Origin of the sequence: Oceanimonas sp. CAM02 (assembly GCF_032842915.1) — a bacterium.
Lineage (GTDB): Bacteria > Pseudomonadota > Gammaproteobacteria > Enterobacterales > Aeromonadaceae > Oceanimonas > Oceanimonas smirnovii.
Window position 1 is genome coordinate 1 of sequence record NZ_JAWJBK010000035.1, and the last position, 21,569, is coordinate 21,569.

General features: G+C 56.9%; 24 protein-coding genes. 7 read left to right on the top strand and 17 right to left on the bottom strand.

The annotated features are described in order from the left end of the window. Window positions 1–179 precede the first annotated feature (179 nt). The 3 genes from R0I78_RS12880 to rpmE all read right to left on the bottom strand — a co-directional run bounded on the left by R0I78_RS12880 (window position 180) and on the right by rpmE (window position 2,611). Complete coding sequence (locus tag R0I78_RS12880) at window positions 180–1,424, bottom strand: malic enzyme-like NAD(P)-binding protein (protein ID WP_317075616.1); 1,245 nt, start codon at window positions 1,422–1,424, stop codon at window positions 180–182. Window positions 1,425–1,544: 120 nt separating this feature from the next. Then, the gene (locus R0I78_RS12885; RefSeq protein ID WP_317075617.1) at window positions 1,545–2,279 is read right to left on the bottom strand and encodes a thermonuclease family protein; all 735 of its coding nucleotides are present in this window, start codon (window positions 2,277–2,279) and stop codon (window positions 1,545–1,547) included. Between the two features lie 116 nt (window positions 2,280–2,395). Next, window positions 2,396–2,611, bottom strand: a complete 216-nt coding sequence (rpmE, locus tag R0I78_RS12890; protein WP_019934806.1) for a 50S ribosomal protein L31 — start codon at window positions 2,609–2,611, stop codon at window positions 2,396–2,398. A gap of 140 nt (window positions 2,612–2,751) precedes the next feature. Between rpmE and priA the strand changes: the two genes are divergently transcribed. Then, a complete protein-coding gene (gene priA, locus R0I78_RS12895) occupies window positions 2,752–4,947 on the top strand; it encodes a primosomal protein N' (RefSeq protein ID WP_317075692.1) in 2,196 nt (731 codons plus the stop codon). 8 nt (window positions 4,948–4,955) lie between these two features. Here priA and R0I78_RS12900 read toward each other — a convergent pair whose 3' ends face one another. Further along, window positions 4,956–5,549, bottom strand: a complete 594-nt coding sequence (locus R0I78_RS12900) for an LON peptidase substrate-binding domain-containing protein (protein WP_019934804.1) — start codon at window positions 5,547–5,549, stop codon at window positions 4,956–4,958. 199 nt (window positions 5,550–5,748) lie between these two features. Here R0I78_RS12900 and argS point away from each other — a divergent pair, with 199 nt between their 5' ends. The 5 genes from argS (at window position 5,749) to rraA (ending at window position 10,717) form a co-directional block, all read left to right on the top strand. Beyond that, the gene (gene argS, locus R0I78_RS12905; RefSeq protein ID WP_019934803.1) at window positions 5,749–7,503 is read left to right on the top strand and encodes an arginine--tRNA ligase; all 1,755 of its coding nucleotides are present in this window, start codon (window positions 5,749–5,751) and stop codon (window positions 7,501–7,503) included. A 3-nt stretch (window positions 7,504–7,506) separates the two neighbouring features. Next, the gene (locus R0I78_RS12910; RefSeq protein WP_019934802.1) at window positions 7,507–8,100 is read left to right on the top strand and encodes an SPOR domain-containing protein; all 594 of its coding nucleotides are present in this window, start codon (window positions 7,507–7,509) and stop codon (window positions 8,098–8,100) included. A 149-nt stretch (window positions 8,101–8,249) separates the two neighbouring features. Next, window positions 8,250–8,780 carry an ATP-dependent protease subunit HslV gene (gene hslV / locus R0I78_RS12915; protein WP_026344805.1) on the top strand — a complete coding sequence of 177 codons (531 nt, stop codon included), beginning with the start codon at window positions 8,250–8,252 and terminating at the stop codon, window positions 8,778–8,780. Window positions 8,781–8,805: 25 nt separating this feature from the next. Beyond that, entirely contained in the window at window positions 8,806–10,134 is a 1,329-nt protein-coding gene (gene hslU, locus R0I78_RS12920; RefSeq protein WP_019934800.1) for an HslU--HslV peptidase ATPase subunit, read from the top strand. Window positions 10,135–10,231: 97 nt separating this feature from the next. After that, on the top strand, window positions 10,232–10,717 hold the full coding sequence (gene rraA, locus R0I78_RS12925; protein WP_317075618.1) for a ribonuclease E activity regulator RraA: 486 nt from the start codon (window positions 10,232–10,234) through the stop codon (window positions 10,715–10,717). Window positions 10,718–10,777: 60 nt separating this feature from the next. Here rraA and R0I78_RS12930 read toward each other — a convergent pair whose 3' ends face one another. The 10 genes from R0I78_RS12930 to R0I78_RS12975 all read right to left on the bottom strand — a co-directional run bounded on the left by R0I78_RS12930 (window position 10,778) and on the right by R0I78_RS12975 (window position 18,306). Continuing rightward, the gene (locus tag R0I78_RS12930; protein WP_019934798.1) at window positions 10,778–10,987 is read right to left on the bottom strand and encodes a cell division protein ZapB; all 210 of its coding nucleotides are present in this window, start codon (window positions 10,985–10,987) and stop codon (window positions 10,778–10,780) included. 131 nt (window positions 10,988–11,118) lie between these two features. Then, window positions 11,119–11,901 carry a serine O-acetyltransferase gene (cysE, locus tag R0I78_RS12935; RefSeq protein WP_019934797.1) on the bottom strand — a complete coding sequence of 261 codons (783 nt, stop codon included), beginning with the start codon at window positions 11,899–11,901 and terminating at the stop codon, window positions 11,119–11,121. A 29-nt stretch (window positions 11,902–11,930) separates the two neighbouring features. Next, window positions 11,931–12,830 carry a CDF family cation-efflux transporter FieF gene (gene fieF, locus R0I78_RS12940; RefSeq protein WP_317075619.1) on the bottom strand — a complete coding sequence of 300 codons (900 nt, stop codon included), beginning with the start codon at window positions 12,828–12,830 and terminating at the stop codon, window positions 11,931–11,933. Further along, window positions 12,827–13,297: a tRNA (cytidine(34)-2'-O)-methyltransferase gene (locus tag R0I78_RS12945; RefSeq protein WP_317075620.1), complete on the bottom strand. Its 471-nt coding sequence runs from the start codon at window positions 13,295–13,297 to the stop codon at window positions 12,827–12,829. Before R0I78_RS12945 ends, fieF begins: the two co-directional genes overlap by 4 nt. Window positions 13,298–13,300: 3 nt before the next feature. Continuing rightward, window positions 13,301–14,662 carry an MATE family efflux transporter DinF gene (gene dinF / locus R0I78_RS12950; RefSeq protein ID WP_317075621.1) on the bottom strand — a complete coding sequence of 454 codons (1,362 nt, stop codon included), beginning with the start codon at window positions 14,660–14,662 and terminating at the stop codon, window positions 13,301–13,303. A gap of 28 nt (window positions 14,663–14,690) precedes the next feature. Then, a complete protein-coding gene (locus tag R0I78_RS12955; protein WP_317075622.1) occupies window positions 14,691–15,338 on the bottom strand; it encodes an SCO family protein in 648 nt (215 codons plus the stop codon). Beyond that, window positions 15,331–16,227: a heme o synthase gene (cyoE, locus tag R0I78_RS12960; protein WP_317075623.1), complete on the bottom strand. Its 897-nt coding sequence runs from the start codon at window positions 16,225–16,227 to the stop codon at window positions 15,331–15,333. Before cyoE ends, R0I78_RS12955 begins: the two co-directional genes overlap by 8 nt. Next, window positions 16,164–17,195 carry a COX15/CtaA family protein gene (locus tag R0I78_RS12965; protein ID WP_317075624.1) on the bottom strand — a complete coding sequence of 344 codons (1,032 nt, stop codon included), beginning with the start codon at window positions 17,193–17,195 and terminating at the stop codon, window positions 16,164–16,166. The genes cyoE and R0I78_RS12965 overlap by 64 nt, the downstream gene beginning before the upstream one ends. Window positions 17,196–17,204: 9 nt before the next feature. After that, window positions 17,205–17,639 carry a hypothetical protein gene (locus tag R0I78_RS12970; protein ID WP_317075625.1) on the bottom strand — a complete coding sequence of 145 codons (435 nt, stop codon included), beginning with the start codon at window positions 17,637–17,639 and terminating at the stop codon, window positions 17,205–17,207. Further along, the gene (locus R0I78_RS12975; RefSeq protein ID WP_317075626.1) at window positions 17,626–18,306 is read right to left on the bottom strand and encodes an SURF1 family protein; all 681 of its coding nucleotides are present in this window, start codon (window positions 18,304–18,306) and stop codon (window positions 17,626–17,628) included. The genes R0I78_RS12970 and R0I78_RS12975 overlap by 14 nt, the downstream gene beginning before the upstream one ends. Window positions 18,307–18,336: 30 nt before the next feature. Between R0I78_RS12975 and R0I78_RS12980 the strand changes: the two genes are divergently transcribed. Next, the gene (locus tag R0I78_RS12980; RefSeq protein ID WP_040614565.1) at window positions 18,337–18,543 is read left to right on the top strand and encodes a DUF2909 family protein; all 207 of its coding nucleotides are present in this window, start codon (window positions 18,337–18,339) and stop codon (window positions 18,541–18,543) included. Between the two features lie 16 nt (window positions 18,544–18,559). Here R0I78_RS12980 and R0I78_RS12985 read toward each other — a convergent pair whose 3' ends face one another. Genes R0I78_RS12985 through ctaD form a run of 3 tightly spaced genes read right to left on the bottom strand, consistent with a single transcriptional unit; the run spans window position 18,560 to window position 21,556 of the window. Further along, window positions 18,560–19,429 (bottom strand): cytochrome c oxidase subunit 3, encoded by an 870-nt coding sequence (locus tag R0I78_RS12985; protein WP_019934786.1) that lies wholly within the window; start codon window positions 19,427–19,429, stop codon window positions 18,560–18,562. Further along, the gene (locus tag R0I78_RS12990) at window positions 19,410–19,961 is read right to left on the bottom strand and encodes a cytochrome c oxidase assembly protein (protein WP_317075627.1); all 552 of its coding nucleotides are present in this window, start codon (window positions 19,959–19,961) and stop codon (window positions 19,410–19,412) included. Before R0I78_RS12990 ends, R0I78_RS12985 begins: the two co-directional genes overlap by 20 nt. Beyond that, window positions 19,961–21,556: a cytochrome c oxidase subunit I gene (gene ctaD, locus R0I78_RS12995; RefSeq protein WP_317075693.1), complete on the bottom strand. Its 1,596-nt coding sequence runs from the start codon at window positions 21,554–21,556 to the stop codon at window positions 19,961–19,963. Before ctaD ends, R0I78_RS12990 begins: the two co-directional genes overlap by 1 nt. Between the last annotated feature and the right edge of the window lie 13 nt (window positions 21,557–21,569).

Consider the following 21,569-nt stretch of genomic DNA (forward strand, 5'->3'; position numbering starts at 1 on the left):
CTGACTTCCTATGGCTTCCTTCAGACCCTGCCGTTGGCCCGCAGCGCCCTTGCCATTCGGATTATCTTCCCCTCAGTCAGGGTGATTCAGGTTTCTTTCAACCTGACGGGTTTGCCAGCTTCGCTGGGCAAACAAAAAAGGGGAGCCGAAGCTCCCCTTTTTGCTGCTTAGACTGAGGCTCAGTCCAGCATGTAGTTTTCCGGCAGGGCGATGCGAGCCACGCCGGATTCCACGGCGGCCACGGCCACAGCGCGGGCTACACGAGGCAGCAGGCGCGGATCCATCGGCTTCGGAATCACATAGTCTTTACCGAATTCCAGAGAGTCGTAACCGGAAGCAGTCAGCACTTCCTGAGGTACCGGCTCTTTGGCCAGAGAGCGAATGGCGTCTACGGCAGCCACTTTCATCTCGTCGTTGATCCGGGTGGCACGCACGTCCAGAGCACCGCGGAAGATGAAGGGGAAGCACAGCACGTTGTTCACCTGGTTAGGGAAGTCGGAACGACCGGTACCCATCACCAGATCCTGACGAGTGGCGTGAGCCAGCTCGGGCTTGATTTCCGGATCCGGGTTGGAGCAGGCGAAGATAACCGGATTCGGAGCCATCAGCTTGACGGCTTCAGCCGGCAGTACGTCGGGGCCGGACACGCCTACAAATACGTCGGCGTCGGTGATCACGTCTTCCAGAGTACGCTTGTCGGTGTTGTTGGCAAACAGCGCCTTGTACTCGTTCAGATCGTCACGACGAGTGTGAATAACGCCGTTGCGGTCCAGCATGTAGATGTTTTCACGCTGAGCGCCGCACTTGATCAGCAGCTCCATACAGGCAACGGCGGCAGCACCGGCACCCATACATACGATGTGCGCATCGGCAATGTCCTTACCCTGCACTTCCAGCGAGTTGATCAGACCCGCAGCAGTAACAATGGCGGTGCCGTGCTGGTCGTCATGGAATACGGGCACATTACAGCGCTCGATCAGCTCTTTTTCAATTTCAAAGCATTCAGGTGCCTTGATGTCTTCCAGGTTGATGCCGCCAAAGGTATCAGCGATGGCTTCAACGGTCTGAATAAATTCTTCGGTGGTGCGATGCTTGACTTCGATATCCACGGAGTCGAGGCCGGCGAAACGTTTGAACAGCAGCGCCTTGCCTTCCATTACCGGCTTGGAAGCCAGCGGGCCCAGGTTGCCCAGACCCAGAATGGCAGTACCGTTAGAGATAACCGCTACCAGGTTGCCTTTGGCAGTGTACTTGTAGGCATTTTCCGGATCGGCAGCGATTTCGCGCACCGGCTCGGCCACACCCGGGCTGTAAGCCAGGGCCAGATCTTTGGCGGTTTCCGCCGGCTTGCTGATTTCAACGGAGATTTTGCCCGGCTTGGGGAAAGCATGATAGTCGAGCGCTTTTTGACGGAAGTCGGTCATTTTGCGAGTACCCTGATGCGATTGTAGACATTTGTTTGATTACACTGTGAACAAGTTTATCACAATGTTTATACAATGTGATATTAATCAACTTTTTTCACCTTGCCCAGTCTGATCCACTTATTTTTCTCGGTAAAACTGCCAGGGCTGGTTAAGCCACAGTTGCCAGCCGGCCTTCTGTTTGCGCGGTTCGCCCCTCACAAAAAGCCGGTCTCCGGGGGTTAACCGGGCCAGCTGACCGCGCCATATGGCCGGCAGCCGCCTGCCTGAATGCAGCGTTAATCCGCTACGACTGATCAGTGTTATCTTGTCATGGCGAACGTGCACACTTTGCACCGTAACCAGCAAATGCTGCCAACGACGGTTTACAGGCGTTGCCGGCAAGGCTCGTGACCAGATGCCACGGTTATGCCGGCGGGCTTGTTGCTCGGCCGCCAAGAGACAGCGCCAGTATTTGTGGTTGGGCTCAAACAGCATCAACTCACCCAATCCGGCTGCCAGCATGCTTTTTACCAGCAATTGTCCGCTATTTGTCAGTGGATAAGCCAAAAGGCGACCGTAATCATCACGCCTTTTTACTGCAAAAACCAGTTTCATTTGACTCTTTTCTGGTAATTTATTACTCAGCCATCGATGTGCTTTCTCTGCACCGGGCTCAGGTGCCAGACGCCCGTTTTTGTATAATTCCGGTGTGTCTATTCCCACCAGACGAATACGCCGGCCATCTGCAAGATATACAGTATCTCCGTCTATTACTTTTTTAACATTTGCAGTTTCATACTTGGAGAATTGCGGGCAGGAGGCCTGAAGGCCAAAGGGTAATAAAAGCAGAAAAAATAGGGCAGGAACCAGCATGGCAGCACACCACAGGCAGGCAAGTCTGATTAACCATGGTGGAAATGGGGCTACAAGGCAAATAACAGGCAACAAAAAAGCGCCCGCAGGCGCTTTTTTGAGACCGGTGCAGCAACTTATTTTTTGCTGCCCAGCACGCCGAAACGCTTGTTGAAGCGATCAACACGGCCGCCGGTATCAAGAATTTTCTGCTTGCCGGTAAAGAAAGGATGGCAAGAGGAGCAAACGTCCAGGTTCAGATCATGGCCCAGGGTGGAGCGGGTCTTGATCTCATTACCACAAGAACATTTGGCAACAATTTCTTTGTATTCCGGGTGGATACCTTGTTTCATGGACAACCTCTGTCAGTAGGCCGTGTCGCTATCTGATCCTGAGCCAGACACCACACGAGAGTTACACGTTTTGTGAAGGGTGCGAATAATATAGGATCGCCTTTTTTCAGGCAAGGAAAATGCGGATGAAAAAATCAGCAATGTCGCCTTCGGCACAACAGGCTCTGATTCGGGTGGTACTGCCCGTCCCCCTGCGCCGGGAGTTCGATTATCTGTGTTCGCAGCCTTTGCCCGAAGCAGGTTGCCGGGTACGCGTGCCTTTTGGTAATCGCACTCTGGTGGGTCTGGTGCTGAGTCATCCGCAAACCACGGAACTGGATCCGGCCCGCATTAAGCCGGTAACCGCTGTTATCGACAACACGCCTGTACTGAATGAGGCAGACCGCAAACTGCTGGCCTGGGCGACACAATATTACCTGCACCCGCCGGGAGAAGTGTATTTTCAGGCCCTGCCTACCCTGCTGCGCAAAGGTGAAGAGGCCGGTTACCGGCCGGTGGAAAGCTGGCATGCACTGGAAGGCGATAACAGCAGCCTGAACCGGGCAATAAAACAGCGTGAAGCTTATGAGCTGCTGCAACACACTCCCATGACCCCGGGAGAGCTGGCGGCCCGGGGCGTGACTTCCGCCACGCTTAATGCCCTGGCCAAAAAAGGGCTGGCAGAAAAGCGGGAAAGTCTGCCTGCCCGCACCCACTGGCGCGGCAAGGTCACCATTAATGAAGACGTCAAACCCAGGCTGACCACAGAGCAGGCGCTGGCGGTAAGCGTGCTGCAGCAGGCAAACCGTTTCAGCCCCTTTTTGCTGGAAGGCATTACCGGCTCAGGCAAGACCGAAGTCTACCTGCAGGCCATGGAACCGGTATTAAAAGCAGGCAAACAAGTATTGGTCATGGTGCCGGAAATCGGCCTAACGCCCCAGACCATAGCCCGCTTTCAGCGCCGGTTTCCTCTGCCGGTATGCACCCTGCACTCGGCCATGAACGAGCGGGAACGGCTCGACGCCTGGCTGGCCTGCCAGGATGGCAGTGCCGCCATTGTGATTGGTACCCGCTCCGCATTGCTGACGCCCTTTGACCAGCTTGGCCTGATTATTATCGATGAAGAGCACGACAGCTCTTTCAAACAACAGGACGGCTTTCGCTATCATGCACGGGATCTGGCGCTGTTGCGCGCTCATCAGCTGAATATTCCCATTCTGCTGGGTTCGGCCACGCCCAGTTTTGAAAGTCTGCACAATGCCGCTGCCGGCAAATACCAGCTGCTTACTCTCAGCCAGCGGCCGGGTACCGCCACTGTGGCCGAGCATTTGCTGCTGGACAGCCGCCATGTACAGCTGGAGGCCGGGCTGTCGCCCCAGCTGCAGCAGCTGATGGCGGAAGAGCTCGGCAAAGGCAATCAGGTCATGCTGTTTCTTAACCGCCGGGGCTATGCGCCTGTGCTGCTGTGCCACGACTGCGGCTGGCTGGCAGACTGCGAGCGCTGCGATGCTCATTACACCTGGCACAAAAACGGCAACCGGCTGCACTGCCATCATTGCGACCATCAGCGCCCTCGTCCACCCCAGTGTCCGCAATGTGGCAGCAGCAAGCTGGTGGGCACCGGCCTGGGCACCGAGCAGGTGGAGCAGGCGCTGGCCATGCTGTTTCCTCAGTACAACGTCATTCGTATCGACCGGGACAACACGCGCCGCAAGGGCAGTTTTGAGCAGCACCTGGAAGGCATTCGCGCCGGCAAATACCAGATTTTGCTTGGCACGCAAATGCTGGCTAAAGGACACCATTTTCCCGATGTGACTCTGGTGGCCATGCTGGATGTGGACGGTGCCCTGTTTGCCGGTGATTTTCGTGCCGCCGAGCGTCTGGCTCAGCTGTATATTCAGGTGGCCGGCCGCGCCGGCCGTGCCAGCAAACCGGGCCGGGTGGTGCTGCAGACCCATCATCCGGATCATGCCCTGCTGCAGGATCTGGCAAATCAGGGATACCGGCATTTTGCCCACACCGCGCTGGAAGAGCGCCGTCAGGCCGGACTGCCGCCCTACAGCTATCAGGCACTGTTTCGCTGCCAGGCCACTCAGAGCGAGGCCTGCCGGGAGTTCCTGGTACCGCTGGCTCAACAGCTGGCCCCGGCCCTGCCCGCCTCCGTGCTGTGTCTGGGGCCTTTCAGTGCGCGCATGGAACGCAAGGCCGGCCAGTACCGTTATCAGATGCTGCTGCAGGCAAACAGCCGGCGGGAGCTGGCCAGCGCCTGCCGCCATGCACTGGCCATTGCCGACAGCCTGCCGGCAGCACGCAAGGTAAGGTGGTCACTGGATATTGATCCGCAGGAGCTGTGGTGAGGCCGGGCTCAGTGCTGCTGATCGGGCCGCGCGTCGTCGGGGCGGATCATGGATAACAGAAAGGTCAGCGCCCGGTGGCAGCTGGGCTCCCCCATCAGCATTTGAATATAATCATTCTTGATAGGCAGCACTTCCAGCCAGCGCTGAGTGAGCCAGGCGGCATCCTGCCAGCGCGGCTCGGGGTGCAGCGCGGCCAGTTCAGGATATTCCTCAAACACTTCCTGCAGTTTGTCGGACAAAATCTGCTCTACCGGCGACAATGCACAGGAGCGCCAGTTATCCAGCAATTCTACCTCAGCCTGCAACAGACCATCCTGCTCCTCTGCCAGCTCGCGAATGCGAAAGCGCTCTGTGGCTTCTACGGTAATGCCCAGCATGCCGTCTTCAAGCGTATAAAAGTCCACGATTTTTACCCTGGCACCCAGCATATACAAGTCGCCCTTTCCGGTTTCGTCCGCATCTTCAAGCATGCCGATGCCAAAGCCGCGATCGTCCTTTTCTGCCTCAGCAATCATGCGTACATATCTGGGCTCAAAAATCCGCAAGGGCACTCTGCCTTCGGGTAATAAGTGCAGGGTAAGAGGAAGTAATGCCAGTTTCATGGACGACTCCTTGGTTACTTACCGGGATATAAAGCAGTAAACACCTTTTTTCTTGTCTCTAAAATGACCTGTGCATGAAATACCGGCTTTCACTCAAACGCCTGTCGCCCCGGCAAGGTAGTTTTTGAAGCCGGTTATGAGTAGAATTTACGCCCCTCGGGTTTTGCTCGACCTTGTCTCAAACTTTGGTGAACTGATAATGAAAGAACATATTCAAGCGCTGCTTGAGCAGACGGTCTCTACTCTCAAACAACAGGGCAAGCTGCCTGCCGAGCTGGAGCCACGCATCCAGGTAGACCGCACCAAAGACAAGGCCCATGGCGATCTGGCCACCAACCTGGCGCTGTTGCTGGCCAAACCGGCCAAACAGAACCCCCGCGCCCTGGCCCAGCTGCTGGTCGACAACCTGCCCGCTTCAGAGCTGGTCGCCAAAACCGAGCTGGCCGGCCCCGGCTTTATCAATTTCTTTCTCGACAGCAACTGGCTGGCTGGCCAGATAGACGCCATGGTGGCTGATGAACGTGCCAATGTGCCCGCCGCCGAGCAGCCGCAAACCGTGGTGGTGGATTATTCAGCCCCCAACGTGGCCAAGGAAATGCACGTGGGCCATCTGCGCTCTACCATTATCGGTGACGCCGTGGTGCGCACTCTGGAATTTCTTGGCCATAAAGTGATTCGCGCCAATCACATTGGTGACTGGGGCACCCAGTTCGGCATGCTGATTGCCTATCTGGAAAAGCTGGAGCAGGAAAACCCGGACGTGCTGTCTTCCGGTCTGTCTGATCTGGAGCAATTTTACCGGGAATCCAAACAGCAATATGACAACGATGCTGACTTTGCCGAGCGCGCCCGCAACTATGTGGTGAAGCTGCAGGGTGGCGATGAATACTGCCTGAACATGTGGCAAAAGCTGGTAGACGTGACCCTGAAGCACAACCAGGAAGTATACGACCGCCTGGGTGTATCATTGACCCCCGCCAATGTGATGGGCGAAAGCATGTATAACCCCATGCTCAACGACATTGTTGCCGATCTGCAGCAACAAGGCCTGGCGGTGGAAGACGAAGGTGCTCTGGTGGTGTACCTCGACGAGTACAAGAACAAAGACGGCGACCCCATGGGCGTGATAGTACGCAAGAAGGACGGCGGTTTCCTTTACACCACCACCGACATTGCCTGTGCCAAGTACCGCTATGAGCAGCTGGGTGCCGATCGTGCCCTGTATTTTATCGACTCCCGTCAGCACCAGCATCTGATGCAGGCCTGGACCATAGTGCGCAAGGCCGGCTACATTCCCGATTCCATGAGCCTGGAGCACCACGCTTTTGGCATGATGCTGGGCAAGGACGGTCGTCCGTTCAAGACCCGCTCCGGCGGCACCATCAAGCTGGTAGATTTGCTGGATGAGGCAGAAGAGCGCGCCGCCGCCCTGCTGGAGCAGAAAAACACCGATCTCAGCGCCGAAGAAAAAGCTCAGGTTGCCAGCCGGGTAGCCATGGCTGCGGTGAAATATGCCGATCTGTCCAAGAGCCGCACCACCGACTATATCTTTGACTGGGACAACATGCTGTCGTTTGAGGGCAATACCGCTCCCTACCTGCAATATGCCTACACCCGGGTGCAGTCCATCTTCCGCAAGGCCGGCGTCAGTGCCGATGCGCTGACCGGTAACGTCATCATTGACGCTCCGGCAGAAGAAGCTCTGGCCCAGAAGCTGGTGCAGTTCAACGATACCGTCAGGTCGGTGGCCGACAAGGGTATGCCACACCTGCTGTGCCTCTACCTGTATGAGCTGTCCGGTGCCTTTATGAGCTTCTACGAAGCCTGCCCCATCAATAAGGAGGGCGTGCCGGCCGAGGCGCGGGCCAGCCGTCTGCGCCTGTGCGCCGCCACCGCCAAGGTACTGCAACAGGGTCTGTCCCTGCTGGGCATCGATACTCTGGAGCGGATGTAAGCCATGGCCAGGGATTATGTTCGCCGCAGCCCGCCCAAGAAAAAGGGCGGTAATAGCAAGCGCACCGGCAACAGCCGTGGTCGTGCGCCAGAGCGCAGTATTCCCTGGCTGGCCATTATATTTGCTCTGATATTGCTGGGGGGAATGGGCTATATCATTTTTCTGATTAAAGGCTCTGCCGGCACCTCACCGTCAGCCACGCCGGCTGCCACTCAGCAACCACCGCAGGCTCCGGCCAAAAAGGTGGATCCCATCGATCAAAAACCAGTAGAAAAATGGCGCTACATAGAGCAACTGGAAAACAAGGAAATCGTGGTCAGCCCGGCCAAACCCGCAGAAGCACGTAAAAAGCCCGAAGCGGCACCAGACAAAATCTATTACATGCAGTGCGGATCATTCCGCTCTTCTGCTCAGGCTGAGCAGCTCAAGGCCCGCATTGCCTTTCAGGGTCTCAGCTCGGAAGTCAAACGCAGCGAGGGCAGCAATGGTGTCTGGTACCGGGTGGTGATGGGTCCCTATGAGAGCAAGCGCAAGGCCGACCAGGCCAAGCATAAAATGAGCAGCATCAACACCGGCTGCATACTGTTGCAGGGCTAATCATAGTCGCGGTCTCGCAGCGATCTGCCTGAAACAACTTCAACCCAAGAGTGCGCCTGCAGGGTTGAAGTTTTTCCTGCCCGCCCCCATCTTCGTGAACATGACATTCTCGCCGGTCCGGCCGGCAACACCGTCAAGTGAGGTTCACAGTGACAACAATCGTTTCAGTTCGCCGTAACGGCAAGGTAGTTATCGGTGGCGACGGCCAGGTTTCTCTTGGTAATACCGTAATGAAAGGCAACGCCCGCAAGGTACACCGGCTGCACAACGGCAAGGTACTGGCCGGTTTTGCCGGTGGCACCGCCGACGCCTTTACCCTGCTGGAACGCTTTGAGGCCAAGCTGCAGGCTCACCAGGGCAATCTGGAGCGTGCTGCCGTGGCATTGGCCAAAGACTGGCGGACCGACCGCGCTCTGCGCCGGCTGGAAGCCCTGCTGGCGGTCGCTGACGACAAGCACTCCTTTATCATTACCGGTAACGGCGACGTGGTACAGCCCGAGCAGGATCTGATCGCTATCGGCTCCGGCGGTCCCTACGCTCAGTCGGCGGCACGCGCCCTGCTGGAAAATACCGATATGGATGCCCGGGACATAGTGGAAAAAGCACTCACCATTGCCGGCGATGTGTGCGTGTACACCAACGGCAACCAGACTATTGAAGAACTCGACTACGGCCAGTAACGGTCCATTGCAACAGGATTGAATTATGTCTGAAATGACCCCGAGAGAAATTGTTCACGAGCTGGACCGTTTTATTGTTGGCCAGAGTGAAGCCAAACGCGCCGTAGCCATTGCCCTGCGCAACCGCTGGCGTCGTATGCAGCTTGAGCCCGAACTGCGTCAGGAAGTGACTCCCAAAAACATTCTGATGATAGGCCCTACCGGCGTGGGCAAAACCGAAATTGCCCGCCGTCTGGCCAAACTGGCCAATGCGCCCTTTATCAAGGTAGAAGCGACCAAGTTCACCGAAGTTGGCTATGTAGGTAAAGAAGTAGACTCTATTATTCGCGATCTGACCGATATCGCCATGAAGATGGTGCGCGAACAACAGGTAGAAAAACATCGCCATCGTGCCGAAGAAGCGGCCGAGGAACGGGTGCTTGATGCCCTGCTGCCCAACCCCCGCAACACCTGGGGTGAAGAAGAAAAGGCCGACAACAGCGGCAGCCGCCAGCTGTTCCGCAAAAAACTGCGGGAAGGTCAGCTCGATGACAAGGAAATCGAAATCAATGTAGCTGCACCGCAGATGGGGGTGGAGATCATGGCTCCTCCCGGCATGGAAGAAATGACCAACCAGCTGCAGGGCATGTTCCAGAATCTGGCAGGCAACACCAGCAAACAGCGCAAAATGAAGATAAAAGAAGCCTTCAAGCTGCTGGTGGAAGAAGAAGCCGCCAAGCTGGTGAATCCGGAAGAGCTGAAAGAGCAGGCCATTCATGCAGTGGAAAACCACGGCATCGTCTTTATCGATGAGTTCGACAAAATCTGTAAACGTGGCGAAAGCTCGGGCCCGGATGTATCCCGCGAAGGCGTACAGCGCGATTTACTGCCACTGATTGAAGGCAGCAGCGTGAACACCAAGCACGGTATGGTACGTACTGACCACATGCTGTTTATCGCTTCCGGTGCCTTTCAGGTTGCCCGCCCGTCGGATTTGATCCCCGAGCTGCAGGGCCGTCTGCCCATTCGGGTTGAGCTGAGCTCACTCACCGCAGAAGACTTTGAACGTATTCTTACCGAGCCCAGTGCTTCACTCACCGAGCAGTACAAGGCACTGCTGGCCACCGAAAATGTAAACGTCGAATTCACCGACGATGGCATTCGTCGTCTGGCTGACGCCGCCTGGCGGGTGAACGAAACCACCGAAAATATCGGTGCCCGCCGGCTGCATACCGTGATGGAACGCCTGCTGGATGAGCTTTCATTTGAAGCTTCAGACAAATCCGGTGAAACCATTACCGTAGATGCGGACTATGTAGATCGTTATTTGAAGAATCTGGTGGAAGACGAAGATCTGAGCCGCTTTATTCTCTGATATCTGCTGTTTACGGGAGCGGTCACATCATTGTGATTGAAAACCGCTCCCGCCTCTTTATACTGAGGTTATCTTGTCTTCAGGCGTGGCAGAATCCATGGAATACAATACTTCTGAACTGTGTGATACCTACATTGATATGGTCGATGTGGTTGAACCCATGTTTTCCACTTTTGGCGGACGTAACTCTTTTGGCGGTCTGGTGTCGACCGTCAAATGCTTTGAGTCTAACGGTTTAATCCTTGAGACAGTAAAGCAGAACGGTGTGGGCCGTGTATTGCTGATCGACGGTGGCGGCTCGCTGCGTCGTGCATTGATCGATGCGGACATTGCTGAAACAGCAGCAGAAAATGGCTGGGAAGGGATTGTCTGCTATGGCTGCGTACGTGAGGTGGATGCGCTGGAAGAAACCGATATCGGCATTCAGGCACTGGCGTCCATTCCGGTGAGCGCCGACGATAACAACATGGGTGAACTGGATGTGCCGGTCAACTTTGGCGGCGTGACCTTTTTACCGGAAGATCATCTCTACGCCGACACCACAGGTATTATTCTCTCGCCGGAAGCCCTCGATATCGAGTAATACTGTTCTGATGATAAAACGCCGGCTTTAAGCCGGCGTTTTTACAGAAAACAGCGGTGATCAGACGCTTTCTTCTACCTGGTCAATTTTGCCCAGCAGTGCCTGCAGGCGCTCTTGCCAGGCTTGCTGCTGCTGACGCAGCTGCTGGTTTTCGTCGCCCAGCTTGCCGTTCTGCTCTTTCAGCTCGTCCACTTCCATCTGCAGCAAAGAAATGGTATCCACCGCCGTCTGGATTTTGGCTTCCAGCTTTTCCAGTACATCAAAAGACATGTTCTAACCCCTGTAATTCACGTTTACCGGCCATCGGGCCACACACCGTCGAGCATACCTTGGCCTCAGGATGACAACAAGATGCCATATGAAGCACAAGCGCAATTGGCGCAAAAATCTGCCTGTTGGCGTCAGATATTCTGACTCATATCAAAAGAAGGCTTGTCTGAACCGGGCCGGCCTACCACCCTGGCCGGCACACCGGCTACCGTGGTGTGAGCAGGAACCGGATCCAGCACTACACTGCCGGCACCAATTTTGGCCCCTTTACCCACTTCAATATTGCCCAGAATTTTAGCACCGGCACCAATCATGACCCCTTCACGGATCTTGGGATGGCGATCGCCGCCTTCCTTACCGGTGCCACCCAGAGTCACACTCTGCAAAATGGACACATCGTCTTCTATTACTGCTGTCTCTCCCACCACTATGCCGGTGGCATGGTCAAACATAATACCCTTGCCGATGCGTGCTGCCGGATGTACATCCACGCCAAATACCACTGAAATCTGATTCTGCAGGTAGGTGGCCAGCGCGCGGCGATGATGATGCCACAGCCAGTTGGCTACCCGGTAGCCCTGCAGGGCGTGAAAGCCTTTCAGATACAACAACGGGGTAGAAAACAAATCCACTGCCGGATCCCGCTCCTGTACTGCACAAATATCGGCGGCTATCGTATCCAGAATGGCAGGCTCTTCATCCAGTGCTCCCTCGATAATTTCCCGCAGACAAATAGCTGGCATCACGTTGCTGTCCAGCTTGTTGGCCAGAATAAAACTCAGGGAGCATTTAAGGGTATCGTGGTTCAGAATGGTGGAGTGAAAAAAGCTGCCCAGCATGGGCTCTTCCGCGATCATGCGCTGAGCTTCTTCACGAATACGCAACCAGGTTCTGGATTGAATGCCGTCTTCCATGGGTAAAACCTTGTTTTTAAAATGTATGTTCACTCGCTTTCGAGCCGCTTGTCGAAAGGTACTACCGAAACAGGATCCATGTGGATAATGATATCGGCGTCAGGAAACAGCTCACGCAACGCTTGCTCGGCGATGTCGGCAATGCGGTGAGCATGTACCAGAGGAAGCTGATCATCAAGCTCCAGGTGAAGCTGAATAAATCGGGTCGGGCCAGAACGCCGAGTGCGCAGATCATGTAGCCCCCGCACCCCTTTCACTGCCAGACAGCATTCCATAATGCGCTTTTGCTCTTCATCGGGCAACCGTCTGTCGAGCAACATTTGCGCGGAATCATAGCCAATTTTCAAGGCACCATACAAAATATGGCCGCCAATCAGCACGGCAAACAATCCGTCGGCCCAGTGCCAGCCCAGCCAGGACAATACAATGGCCGCCAACACAGCCACATTTAGTAAAATATCAGAACGATAGTGCAGCTGGTCCGCCTTGATAGCCACCGACTGAGTCCGTTTAATCACATACTGCTGAAAGCTGATCAGCGCCAGGGTCAGCACCAGCGAAAATACCATCACCCAGATACCGGCTTGCGGCCGCTCCACCACCTGAGTATTCAGTAACCGGGAAATACCATTAATAATCAGAAATACTGCCGAGCCACTGATAAAAGCAGACTGGGCAAGACCCGCCAGCGACTCTGCCTTGCCATGACCAAAACGGTGATCTTCATCTGCAGGAACAAGGGCATAGCGAATGGCCATCAGGTTCACCAGAGAAGCACTGATATCCAGCAATGAATCGGTAAGAGAAGCCAGCATGCTGGCGGAGCCGGTATAAAACCAGGCTCCCAGCTTGGCAATAATTAAAAGTCCGGCAACCAGAGTGGCTGCCAGTGCCGCCGTGGTGACCAGACGGGAATAAGACTGAGTCATAAGTCGAGCGCCCCCGCAAAGTCATGTTGCCGCCAGGCCTCGTAGCTGATCACCGCCACCGCGTTGGACAAATTCAGGCTGCGGCTGTCGGGCTGCATGGGAATGCGAATGCGACAATCCAGCTCAATGCTGGCCAGCACCTCAACAGGCAGCCCCCGGGTCTCGGGGCCAAACAGCAGTACATCACCGGGCTGATAGCTTGCCTCATGATGATGGCGGCTGCCCTTGGTGGTGCAGGCAAAAATGCGCCGGCCAGCCATGGCCTGCACAAAGGCGGCATAGTCTTTGTGCAGGGTGATTTGGCCATAATCGGTGTAATCCAGCCCGGCCCGGCGCAGTCGTTTCTCATCCAGGCTGAATCCCAACGGCTCTATCAGATGTAGCCGGCAGCCGTTATTGCGCACCAGGCGCATAATATTGCCGGTATTGGGTGCAATCTCCGGCTCATACAAAGCAATGTCAAACATGTATTATCTCTTTGCGGGCAGCCCGTCGGGCACAAAAGCGCGGCGCTGGTCCAGTTGCCACCAGGCCCAGCCCAGGGTCAGACCCCGGGCTGCCATAAAACACAACATGGCCAGCCAGAGGGCATGATTGCCTAGACTCTGACTCAGCCACCACACCGGAAAGAATACCCCCAAAGTGGACACCAGCATCATATTGCGCATGGCCCGGCCCTGAGTGGCTCCAATAAAAATACCGTCCAGCACAAAGCACCAGCAGGACACCAGCGGCATGGCCACCAGCCAGGGCAGAAAGCCATAGGCCTGTTGTTGTACCGACTCAATGCTGGTGATTTGCCCAACCAGCGGCTTGCCCGCCAGCCAGAACACCAGGGTAAACAGCACCGCCACAAGCAGGCCCCAGAACAGATTAAGGCCGCAGGCCAGCCGAAAGTGCCGCCGGCTGCCCCGGCCAATGGCCTTGCCCACCATGGCTTCGGCGGCGTAGGCAAAACCGTCCATGCCGTAGGAGATAAACATCAGAAAATTCATCAGCACCGCATTGGCAGCCACCACCGCATCGCCCAGCCGGGCACCCTGAAAGGTCATAAACACAAAGGTCAGCTGCAGGCAGAGCGCACGAATAAAAATATCCCGGTTCAGCCCCAGCAACCGGCGAAAGGCATCAATACTCAGAGCGTTTTGCCAAAAGCCCGGAGCCGGCACTGTGTCGCGACGCTTGAGGGTGCGCCACACCAGCCAGGCACCCAGTGCCATGGCGGCATAGTCCGCCAGCACAGAGGCGGCAGCGGCTCCTTTGACCTGCCAGCCCAGCCCCACCACAAACCAGATATCCAGTACTATATTGGCCCCGTTACCGAGGATCAGCAGCCACATGGGCGCTCTGGCATTCTGATTGCCCAGCAGCCAGCCCAGCAGCACTAGGTTGGTGAGCGCCGCCGGCGCGCTCCAGATGCGCACACTCACATATTGCCGGCCATAGGTTTCTACCTCGGCGCTGGCACCCGCCAGCCGGAACGCCAGCTCGATAATGGGAACCTGCAACAACAATAACGCCAATGCCAGCCCCCAGGCCAGCACCAGGGCACGCACCAGCACGCCCAGCAGCTCCTGCTTCCGGCGGGCACCAAAGGCCTGAGCAGTAAGCCCGGTGGTAGACATACGCAGAAAGCCCAGCAGAAAAAACAGCAGGCTGATAATGGCCGCACCCACCGCCACGCCACCCAGATAATACGGCTGCTCCAGATGGCCGATAACCACGGTATCAACCAGCCCCAGCAACGGTACGGTAATATTGGACAGCACCATGGGCATGGCCAGGGCAAACACCTGGCCATGCCGGCGGGCATTCAGAAAAGAAGTCGTCAAGAAAAGCTCGTTATTACGCAGTAAAAAATCAGTCGTGCCAGCGTTTTACAATACGCTCAAAGTCCTGCAGCAGCAGCTGGCCATCCACCAGCGGAATGCCGCTGCCTTCATCAAATACCGGGCGGAACGAGGCATGCAGCTCGCCGTTGGGGTTAACCAGAGACACAGAGGCGGAGTGATCCACCAGATAGTCTTGTTCGCCACGCTCGTGCACGCCATAAATCAACCCCAGCTGCTGTACCGCCGGCATCAGCTTATCGTGTTCGGCAGTGGCAGCGATAAATGCCGAATTAAAATGGGCGGTATAGGCTTTGAGTCGCTCCGGCGTATCCCGCTCGGGATCCGCCGACACAAACACAACCTGAGCCTTGTCACTTAATTGCATCAGCTCGGGGTAGATGCGGGACAGATCCGACAGGGTAGTCGGGCAGATATCCGGACAAAAGGTATAGCCCACAAACACCAGGCTCCAGTGATCCTGCAGCTGAGTTTCGGTAAAAGGCTGACCGTCGGCGTCGGTAAGCGCAATATTGCTCAGGGGCCGGGGCTCGGGGTATACCACTACGGCTTCTGTCAGGGTATTGGCCCGGTTGTTATACCAGGCAATGCCGCTCAGCGTGCCTGCCACCAGCAGGGTCAGCGCCAGTAACCAAATCAGCTTGTTTGTGTTAGCCATAGTCTATCCAGTGATCCGCCAGAATAAGAACAAACAGCCACATCAGGTGACTGATTGAAAAGCGGAAACATTGTAATGCGGTTTGCGGCCCGGGTCTAAACTTGAGCCGCCAGGCCCACTGCATAAAGCGCAGATTCAGCACCAGCGAACCCAGCAGATAGGCCGGCCCCGACATGCCCACCACCCAGGGCAGCAGACATACCAGGGTCAGCAGCAGGGTATAGAGCAGCACACAGGTTTTGGTGAACTCAATGCCGTGAGTGACCGGCAACATGGGAATATCGGCCTTGGCATAATCGTCCCGCCGGTGAATGGCCAGGGCCCAGAAGTGCGGCGGCGTCCAGGTAAAGATAATCATCACCAGCAACAACGTATAACCGTGAAACTCACCACTGACCGCCGTCCAGCCCAGCAGTGGCGGCATGGCCCCCGCCAGACCGCCAATCACAATATTTTGCGGCGTGGCCCGCTTCAGCCAGACCGTATACACCACCGCATAACCCAGTAAGGAGGCCAGGGTCAGCCAGGCGGTGAGCGCATTAACAAACAACAGTAATATGATCAGACCGATGGCCGAGAGCGCCAGCGCAAACGCCAGTGCCCTGGGCGTGGCTACCCTGCCTTGCGCCACTGGTCTGTGATGAGTGCGCGCCATTTTAATGTCGATGCGCCGGTCCAGCACATGATTAATCGCCGCCGCGCCGCCCGCCATCAGACCAATGCCTGCCGTTGCCGCCACCAGCGTCTGCACCGACGGCAGCACCTCGGTCAGAAACATGCCCACCACGGCGGTCAGCAAAATAAGCGCCACCACCCTGGGTTTGGTCAGTGCGAAATAGTCCTGCCAGATGTGTGACCGGCTGGTGAAAATTGCCAGGCTTCTTGCCATTTTTCCTCCCCAAAGCGCCCCAGGCGCTCTCCCGTTCCGGTTAAAATCAACAGCAATACGGCAGCACCGCCGTTATGAGCCACCGCTACCCACAACGGCAGGTGCAGTACCACATTGGCCACGCCCAGCGCCAGCTGCAGCAGCACCATCAGCCCCAGCGCCAGCCCCCAGAGGCGCAAGCCGGGATGACGACCAAGCTGCCGGGCCAGGGCCAGCAACAGCACGGCGGTGACCATGGCCCACAGCCGGTGAGCGGCATGAATGGTGGCCCGCTCCAGCTGGCTGAGCACGCCATACTGGTAGGTTTCTGCGGGCATGCCATGAGGATGAAAGGCACTCCACTGCCACTGGCTCAGCCAGTCGCCCTGACATACCGGCAGCTCGGTGCAGGCCAGAGCGGCATAGTTGGCCGCCGTCCAGCCACCAAGGGCAATCTGCAGCACCAGCGCCGCCAGCGCCAGCCGGAACAATCTGCTCACGCCCTGCATCTTTGGCTGGGGTCCCTTGTACGCTCCCTGCCGGCACCATAGCCAGAACAACAGTGCCAGTATGGTAAAGCCGCCCAGCAAATGCCCCATCACCACAAAGGGCATTAAATTCAGGGTCACCGTCAGCATGCCCAGGGTCGCCTGCCCCAACACCAGCGCCAGCAACAAAAAGGCGGGCAGCCGGTAACGGCGGTTGGCAGGTCTGAGCGACACCAGCGCCATCACTAAAATGGTCAGCCCCAGAGTGCCGGCGGCATAGCGGTGGATCATTTCATTGCGCGCCTTGGTCACTTCCAGCGGCGCATCGGGAAAGCGCTCGGCGGCCAGGGCATGTTCACCGGCACTGGCGGGTACATAATTGAAGCCGTAGCAGCCGGGCCAGTCGGGGCAGCCCAGGCCGGCATCGGTGAGCCGGGTAAAGGCTCCCAGCAGCACCACCACCAGGGTCAGCACAAAGGCAAAGCCACATAATGCACGCATGCAGCCTCCTTATCCGGCCCGGGAATATTTCAGCAGGCGGCGCAGGTCTTCCAGCAGTGCCTTGCCGGTATGGCGGTTCTGTTCTGCGCTCTTGTCCATGGGGTAGCGCATCACCAGCAACCCCGGCGGATCGGCAATATAGACAAAGCCAGCCTCCAGCAATTCATCAGCGGGCTGCTCGGTCACCATCACCCTGCCCTCGTTGCGGCCCAGCGCCAGATCCAGATTATGCAGCAGGCTTTTGGCCGGTGCGCAGTAGTCACAGGGCTCGTCGGTTACCAGCACCAGCCGCCACTGGCCGGCGGCACTGATGTTACCTTTAACCCATTCACCATGGCCGGTTACGCCGGGCGTAAACCAGCCTTTGGCCAGCACCAGCCAGGCCAGCAGCGGAGGAAGTAAAAACACGGCCACCAGGGCCAATACCGGTTTATGTTTCATCATAAGGCCTCCGATACCACCATATTGCCGCCAGCCAGATGGCTGCGGTCATGGCAAACCATTGCACCGCATAGCCAAGGTGTTTTTCCGGCCCCATCACTACCGGCTGCCACTGGCCGGCGTTCATATCGGTTTTCAGCACCATGGGCAGTACCGGCTGACCCCAGTGTGCAGCCAGTAACTCAGGGGCCAGGCTGACTACCCGACGGGAATCTGTATTGGGTTCATTACCAAAACTCAGCGGTGGCTGCCAGGGACGTACCAGCACACCGCTGAGCTGCACCGGGCCATCATCAAGGGCGGGAGTAACAGGCAATTGGCCACGATCGGCACTGGCCGGCCACCAGCCGGTGTCTACCGCCAGCAGCCCCAGTGCGGTTTGCAGCGGCATAATGCGGCGATAGCCGGGCCGGCCGTTTTCAATCTGGTTATCCAGAAACAGCTCGCCGCCGGCGAGAAACACACCACCGGCCTGCAGCTCATAACCAAAGGGCTGCTCCATGGTCATGGCTTCTTTCAGCTCCAGCCGAATGCCGCTGCGCTGCTGCCACTGCTCCAGCAGCACGCGCTTTTCATCGGCCCGGGACAGCTGCCAGATGCCCATGAATACCATCAGCCCGGAGATGGCTGCGGTTAATACCAGTAATCCGCTGCGTTTTCCTATACTCAAGGCTCACATCCTTTTGTTACGCCCGTATATATGCTTCTTAAACTACTGATAATATTATTGTTGTTATTAATGATCGGTAACCTGATGCTGGGCCTGAAAGCCATGCTCAGCCATCGGGATCCGGCGCTGATGGCCCGCTACATCGGCCGCCGGCTCTGGTGTGCCGGGCTTGTCCTGCTGCTGCTGATCATCGCGCTGGCCACCGGTGTGCTGAGCACCAAGCCAACGCCATTTTAAGCACCGTTTGAAACACTTATAAAATATAGACAAAGACAAACAGGCACAGCCAGACCACATCCACAAAATGCCAGTACCAGCTGCTGGCCTGAAAGCCAAAATGCTGGGCCGGCGTAAAATGCCCCTTGTTGACCCTGAGCCACATAATAAACAGCATTATGGTGCCCAGGGTGACGTGAGCACCGTGAAAACCGGTCAGCAGAAAAAAGGTATTGCCATAAATGCCCGAGTCGAGCCGCAGCCCCAGATCCTGATAGGCATGCACGTATTCCCACACCTGCAGGCCGAGAAACAGCCCCCCCAGCACCACAGTGGCACCCAGCCAGGCCTTGAGCCGGCTGCGTTGCTGCTGCAGCAGCGCCAGGTGCGCCGCATGCACGGTGACCGATGAGGTCAGCAGTATCATGGTGTTGATCAGCGGCAGCCCCAGCCAGCCCATGGCGGTGGTTTCCATGCCGCCGGGAGTGGTCAGCAGCGGCCATACCGGCTGAAAATCGGGCCACAGCACCTGGTGGGTCATGGCATTGTTGCCGGCCCCGCCCAGCCAGGGCACGGACAATACACGGGCATAGAAAAGCGCACCAAAAAAGGCACCAAAGAACATGATTTCCGAGAAAATAAACCAGGTCATGCCCTGGCGAAAGGATCTGTCCATCTGCTCGCTGTAGAGGCCCTGATGAGACTCACTGATCACATTGGAAAACCAGCCGAACAGCATGATGGTCATCACCAGGGTGCCGGCGGCAAACACCACAGGGCCGGCAATGCCCCACAAACCTGCCGACCAGAGCCCGGCCCCGGCTGCCAGCAGAAACAAACCCACAGCGCCGGTCAGCGGCCAGGGACTTTGCGCCGGGACATAATATTTATCCGTTTTGACCGCCATCATTGCCTCCTTGCGTAGCCACCTGCTCGCTGATGTCGTAAAGGGTGTAGGACAGAGTGAACACCTCTATGTCGGCGGGCAGGGCTTCATCCACATAAAAGGTCATGGGCATTACCGCAGTTGCCCGGCCGTCCAGCGGTTGCTCCTGAAAGCAAAAGCACTCTGTCTTGCGCAGATAGGCTGCTGCCCGCCCCGGCGACACCGACGGAATGGCCCGCAACACCTGACCGCTGACACCCGGATTGGTGACGGTAAAGTCCACCCTGTGCATCTCTCCCGGGTGCACGCTCAGGCGCTGCACCGAAGGCGTAAACTCCCCTCTCAGGCCGGCACTCTGGTAGGTAATAAATTCCACCGTTATCTGTCTGTGCTCATTTACACCCTGTGCCGCCACCGCAGCGGTATTGTCGGTTTTACCGTTAAGCCCGGTAATGTCACAAAAAACGTCATAGAGCGGCACCAGCGCAAAACCAAAGCCAAACATGGCCACGGCCAGCAGCCCCAGTTGTCCGGCTTTTTTAGCAATGCTCATTATTTCACCTCGGGGGGCGTATCAAAGGTGTGATAGGGCGCCGGTGACGGCACTGTCCATTCCAGCCCTTCGGCACCCTCCCAGGGGCTGGCCTCAGCCTTGGCACCACCGCGAATACATTTGATCACCACCGCCAGCAGCAACAGCTGCGACAGACCAAAAGCAAAGCCCCCTATGCTGACCAGGGCGTTAATATCGGCAAACTGCAGCGAGTAGTCGGGAATGCGCCGGGGCATGCCACCCAGCCCCAGAAAATGCATGGGAAAGAACAACACATTCACCGACACCACTGAGCACCAGAAATGCCACTTGGCCAGGCGTTCATCAAACATGTGGCCGGTCCATTTGGGCAGCCAGTAATACACCGCCGCCAGCACCGAGAAAATGGCCCCGGTTACCAGCACATAGTGAAAATGCGCCACCACAAAATAGGTATCGTGATACTGAAAGTCCGCCGGTGTAATGGCCAGCATCAGGCCGCTGAAGCCACCGATGGTAAACAGCACAATAAAGGCCAGGGCAAACAGCATGGGCACTTCAAAACTGATGGAGCCCCGCCACATGGTGGCCACCCAGTTGAACACCTTGACCCCGGTGGGCACCGAGATCAGCATGGTGCAGTACATAAAGAACAGCTCCGCCGCCACCGGCATGCCCACGGTAAACATATGGTGGGCCCACACCAGAAAACTGAGGCCGGCAATGGAGGCGGTGGCATACACCATGGAGGCATAACCGAACAGCCGCTTGCGGCTGAAGGCGGGAATGATGGCCGAGATAATGCCAAAGCTCGGCAATATCATGATGTAGACCTCGGGGTGACCAAAGAACCAGAAAATATGCTGAAACAGCACAGGATCCCCGCCCCCGGCGGCTTCAAAAAAGCTGGTGCCGAAGTATTTGTCGGTCAGCACCATGGTGGCAGCCCCCGCCAGCACCGGCATCACCGCAATCAGCAGAAAGGCGGTAATAAACCAGGTCCAGCAGAACATGGGCAGCTTCATCCAGGTCATGCCCGGCGCTCGCAGGTTCCAGATGGTCACAATGACGTTAATGGCCCCCATAATGGAACTGATGCCCATAATATGAATGGCAAACACAAACAGCGCTGTGCTGTCGGGGCCATAGGTGGTAGACAGGGGCGCGTAGAAGGTCCAGCCGAAGTTGGGGCCGCCGCCGGGCACAAACAGGGAGCCCAGCATCAGCACAAAGGCAAAGGGCAGAATCCAGAAGCTCCAGTTGTTCATGCGCGGCAGTGCCATGTCGGGCGCGCCTATCATCATGGGAATCATCCAGTTGGCCAGCCCCACAAAAGACGGCATGACGGCACCGAAGATCATCACCAGGCCGTGCATGGTGGTCATCTGGTTAAAGAAGTTGGGCTCCACCAGCTGCAGCCCGGGCTGAAACAGCTCGGCCCGGATTACCATGGCCATGGCCCCGCCCACAAAGAACATGGTGAGGCTGAACAGCAGATACATGGTGCCAATGTCTTTGTGGTTGGTGGTAAACAGCCAGCGGCCTATGCCCCTGGCGGGGCCGTGATGATGTTCATCACCAGTGAGGTGAATGTCGGCGGTTTCCGTGCGATCCATCTGTGTCATGCTG

Bases quoted from the DNA above. Each gene is read 5' to 3' on its own strand.
- R0I78_RS12880 (WP_317075616.1), bottom strand. From the start codon at position 1,424: ATGACCGACTTCCGTCAAAAAGCGCTCGACTATCATGCTTTCCCCAAG.
- R0I78_RS12885 (WP_317075617.1), bottom strand. From the start codon at position 2,279: ATGCTGGTTCCTGCCCTATTTTTTCTGCTTTTATTACCCTTTGGCCTT.
- rpmE (WP_019934806.1), bottom strand. From the start codon at position 2,611: ATGAAACAAGGTATCCACCCGGAATACAAAGAAATTGTTGCCAAATGT.
- priA (WP_317075692.1), top strand. From the start codon at position 2,752: ATGTCGCCTTCGGCACAACAGGCTCTGATTCGGGTGGTACTGCCCGTC.
- R0I78_RS12900 (WP_019934804.1), bottom strand. From the start codon at position 5,549: ATGAAACTGGCATTACTTCCTCTTACCCTGCACTTATTACCCGAAGGC.
- argS (WP_019934803.1), top strand. From the start codon at position 5,749: ATGAAAGAACATATTCAAGCGCTGCTTGAGCAGACGGTCTCTACTCTC.
- R0I78_RS12910 (WP_019934802.1), top strand. From the start codon at position 7,507: ATGGCCAGGGATTATGTTCGCCGCAGCCCGCCCAAGAAAAAGGGCGGT.
- hslU (WP_019934800.1), top strand. From the start codon at position 8,806: ATGTCTGAAATGACCCCGAGAGAAATTGTTCACGAGCTGGACCGTTTT.
- rraA (WP_317075618.1), top strand. From the start codon at position 10,232: ATGGAATACAATACTTCTGAACTGTGTGATACCTACATTGATATGGTC.
- R0I78_RS12930 (WP_019934798.1), bottom strand. From the start codon at position 10,987: ATGTCTTTTGATGTACTGGAAAAGCTGGAAGCCAAAATCCAGACGGCG.
- cysE (WP_019934797.1), bottom strand. From the start codon at position 11,901: ATGGAAGACGGCATTCAATCCAGAACCTGGTTGCGTATTCGTGAAGAA.
- fieF (WP_317075619.1), bottom strand. From the start codon at position 12,830: ATGACTCAGTCTTATTCCCGTCTGGTCACCACGGCGGCACTGGCAGCC.
- R0I78_RS12945 (WP_317075620.1), bottom strand. From the start codon at position 13,297: ATGTTTGACATTGCTTTGTATGAGCCGGAGATTGCACCCAATACCGGC.
- R0I78_RS12955 (WP_317075622.1), bottom strand. From the start codon at position 15,338: ATGGCTAACACAAACAAGCTGATTTGGTTACTGGCGCTGACCCTGCTG.
- cyoE (WP_317075623.1), bottom strand. From the start codon at position 16,227: ATGGCAAGAAGCCTGGCAATTTTCACCAGCCGGTCACACATCTGGCAG.
- R0I78_RS12965 (WP_317075624.1), bottom strand. From the start codon at position 17,195: ATGCGTGCATTATGTGGCTTTGCCTTTGTGCTGACCCTGGTGGTGGTG.
- R0I78_RS12970 (WP_317075625.1), bottom strand. From the start codon at position 17,639: ATGATGAAACATAAACCGGTATTGGCCCTGGTGGCCGTGTTTTTACTT.
- R0I78_RS12980 (WP_040614565.1), top strand. From the start codon at position 18,337: ATGCTTCTTAAACTACTGATAATATTATTGTTGTTATTAATGATCGGT.
- R0I78_RS12985 (WP_019934786.1), bottom strand. From the start codon at position 19,429: ATGGCGGTCAAAACGGATAAATATTATGTCCCGGCGCAAAGTCCCTGG.
- R0I78_RS12990 (WP_317075627.1), bottom strand. From the start codon at position 19,961: ATGAGCATTGCTAAAAAAGCCGGACAACTGGGGCTGCTGGCCGTGGCC.
- ctaD (WP_317075693.1), bottom strand. From the start codon at position 21,556: ATGGATCGCACGGAAACCGCCGACATTCACCTCACTGGTGATGAACAT.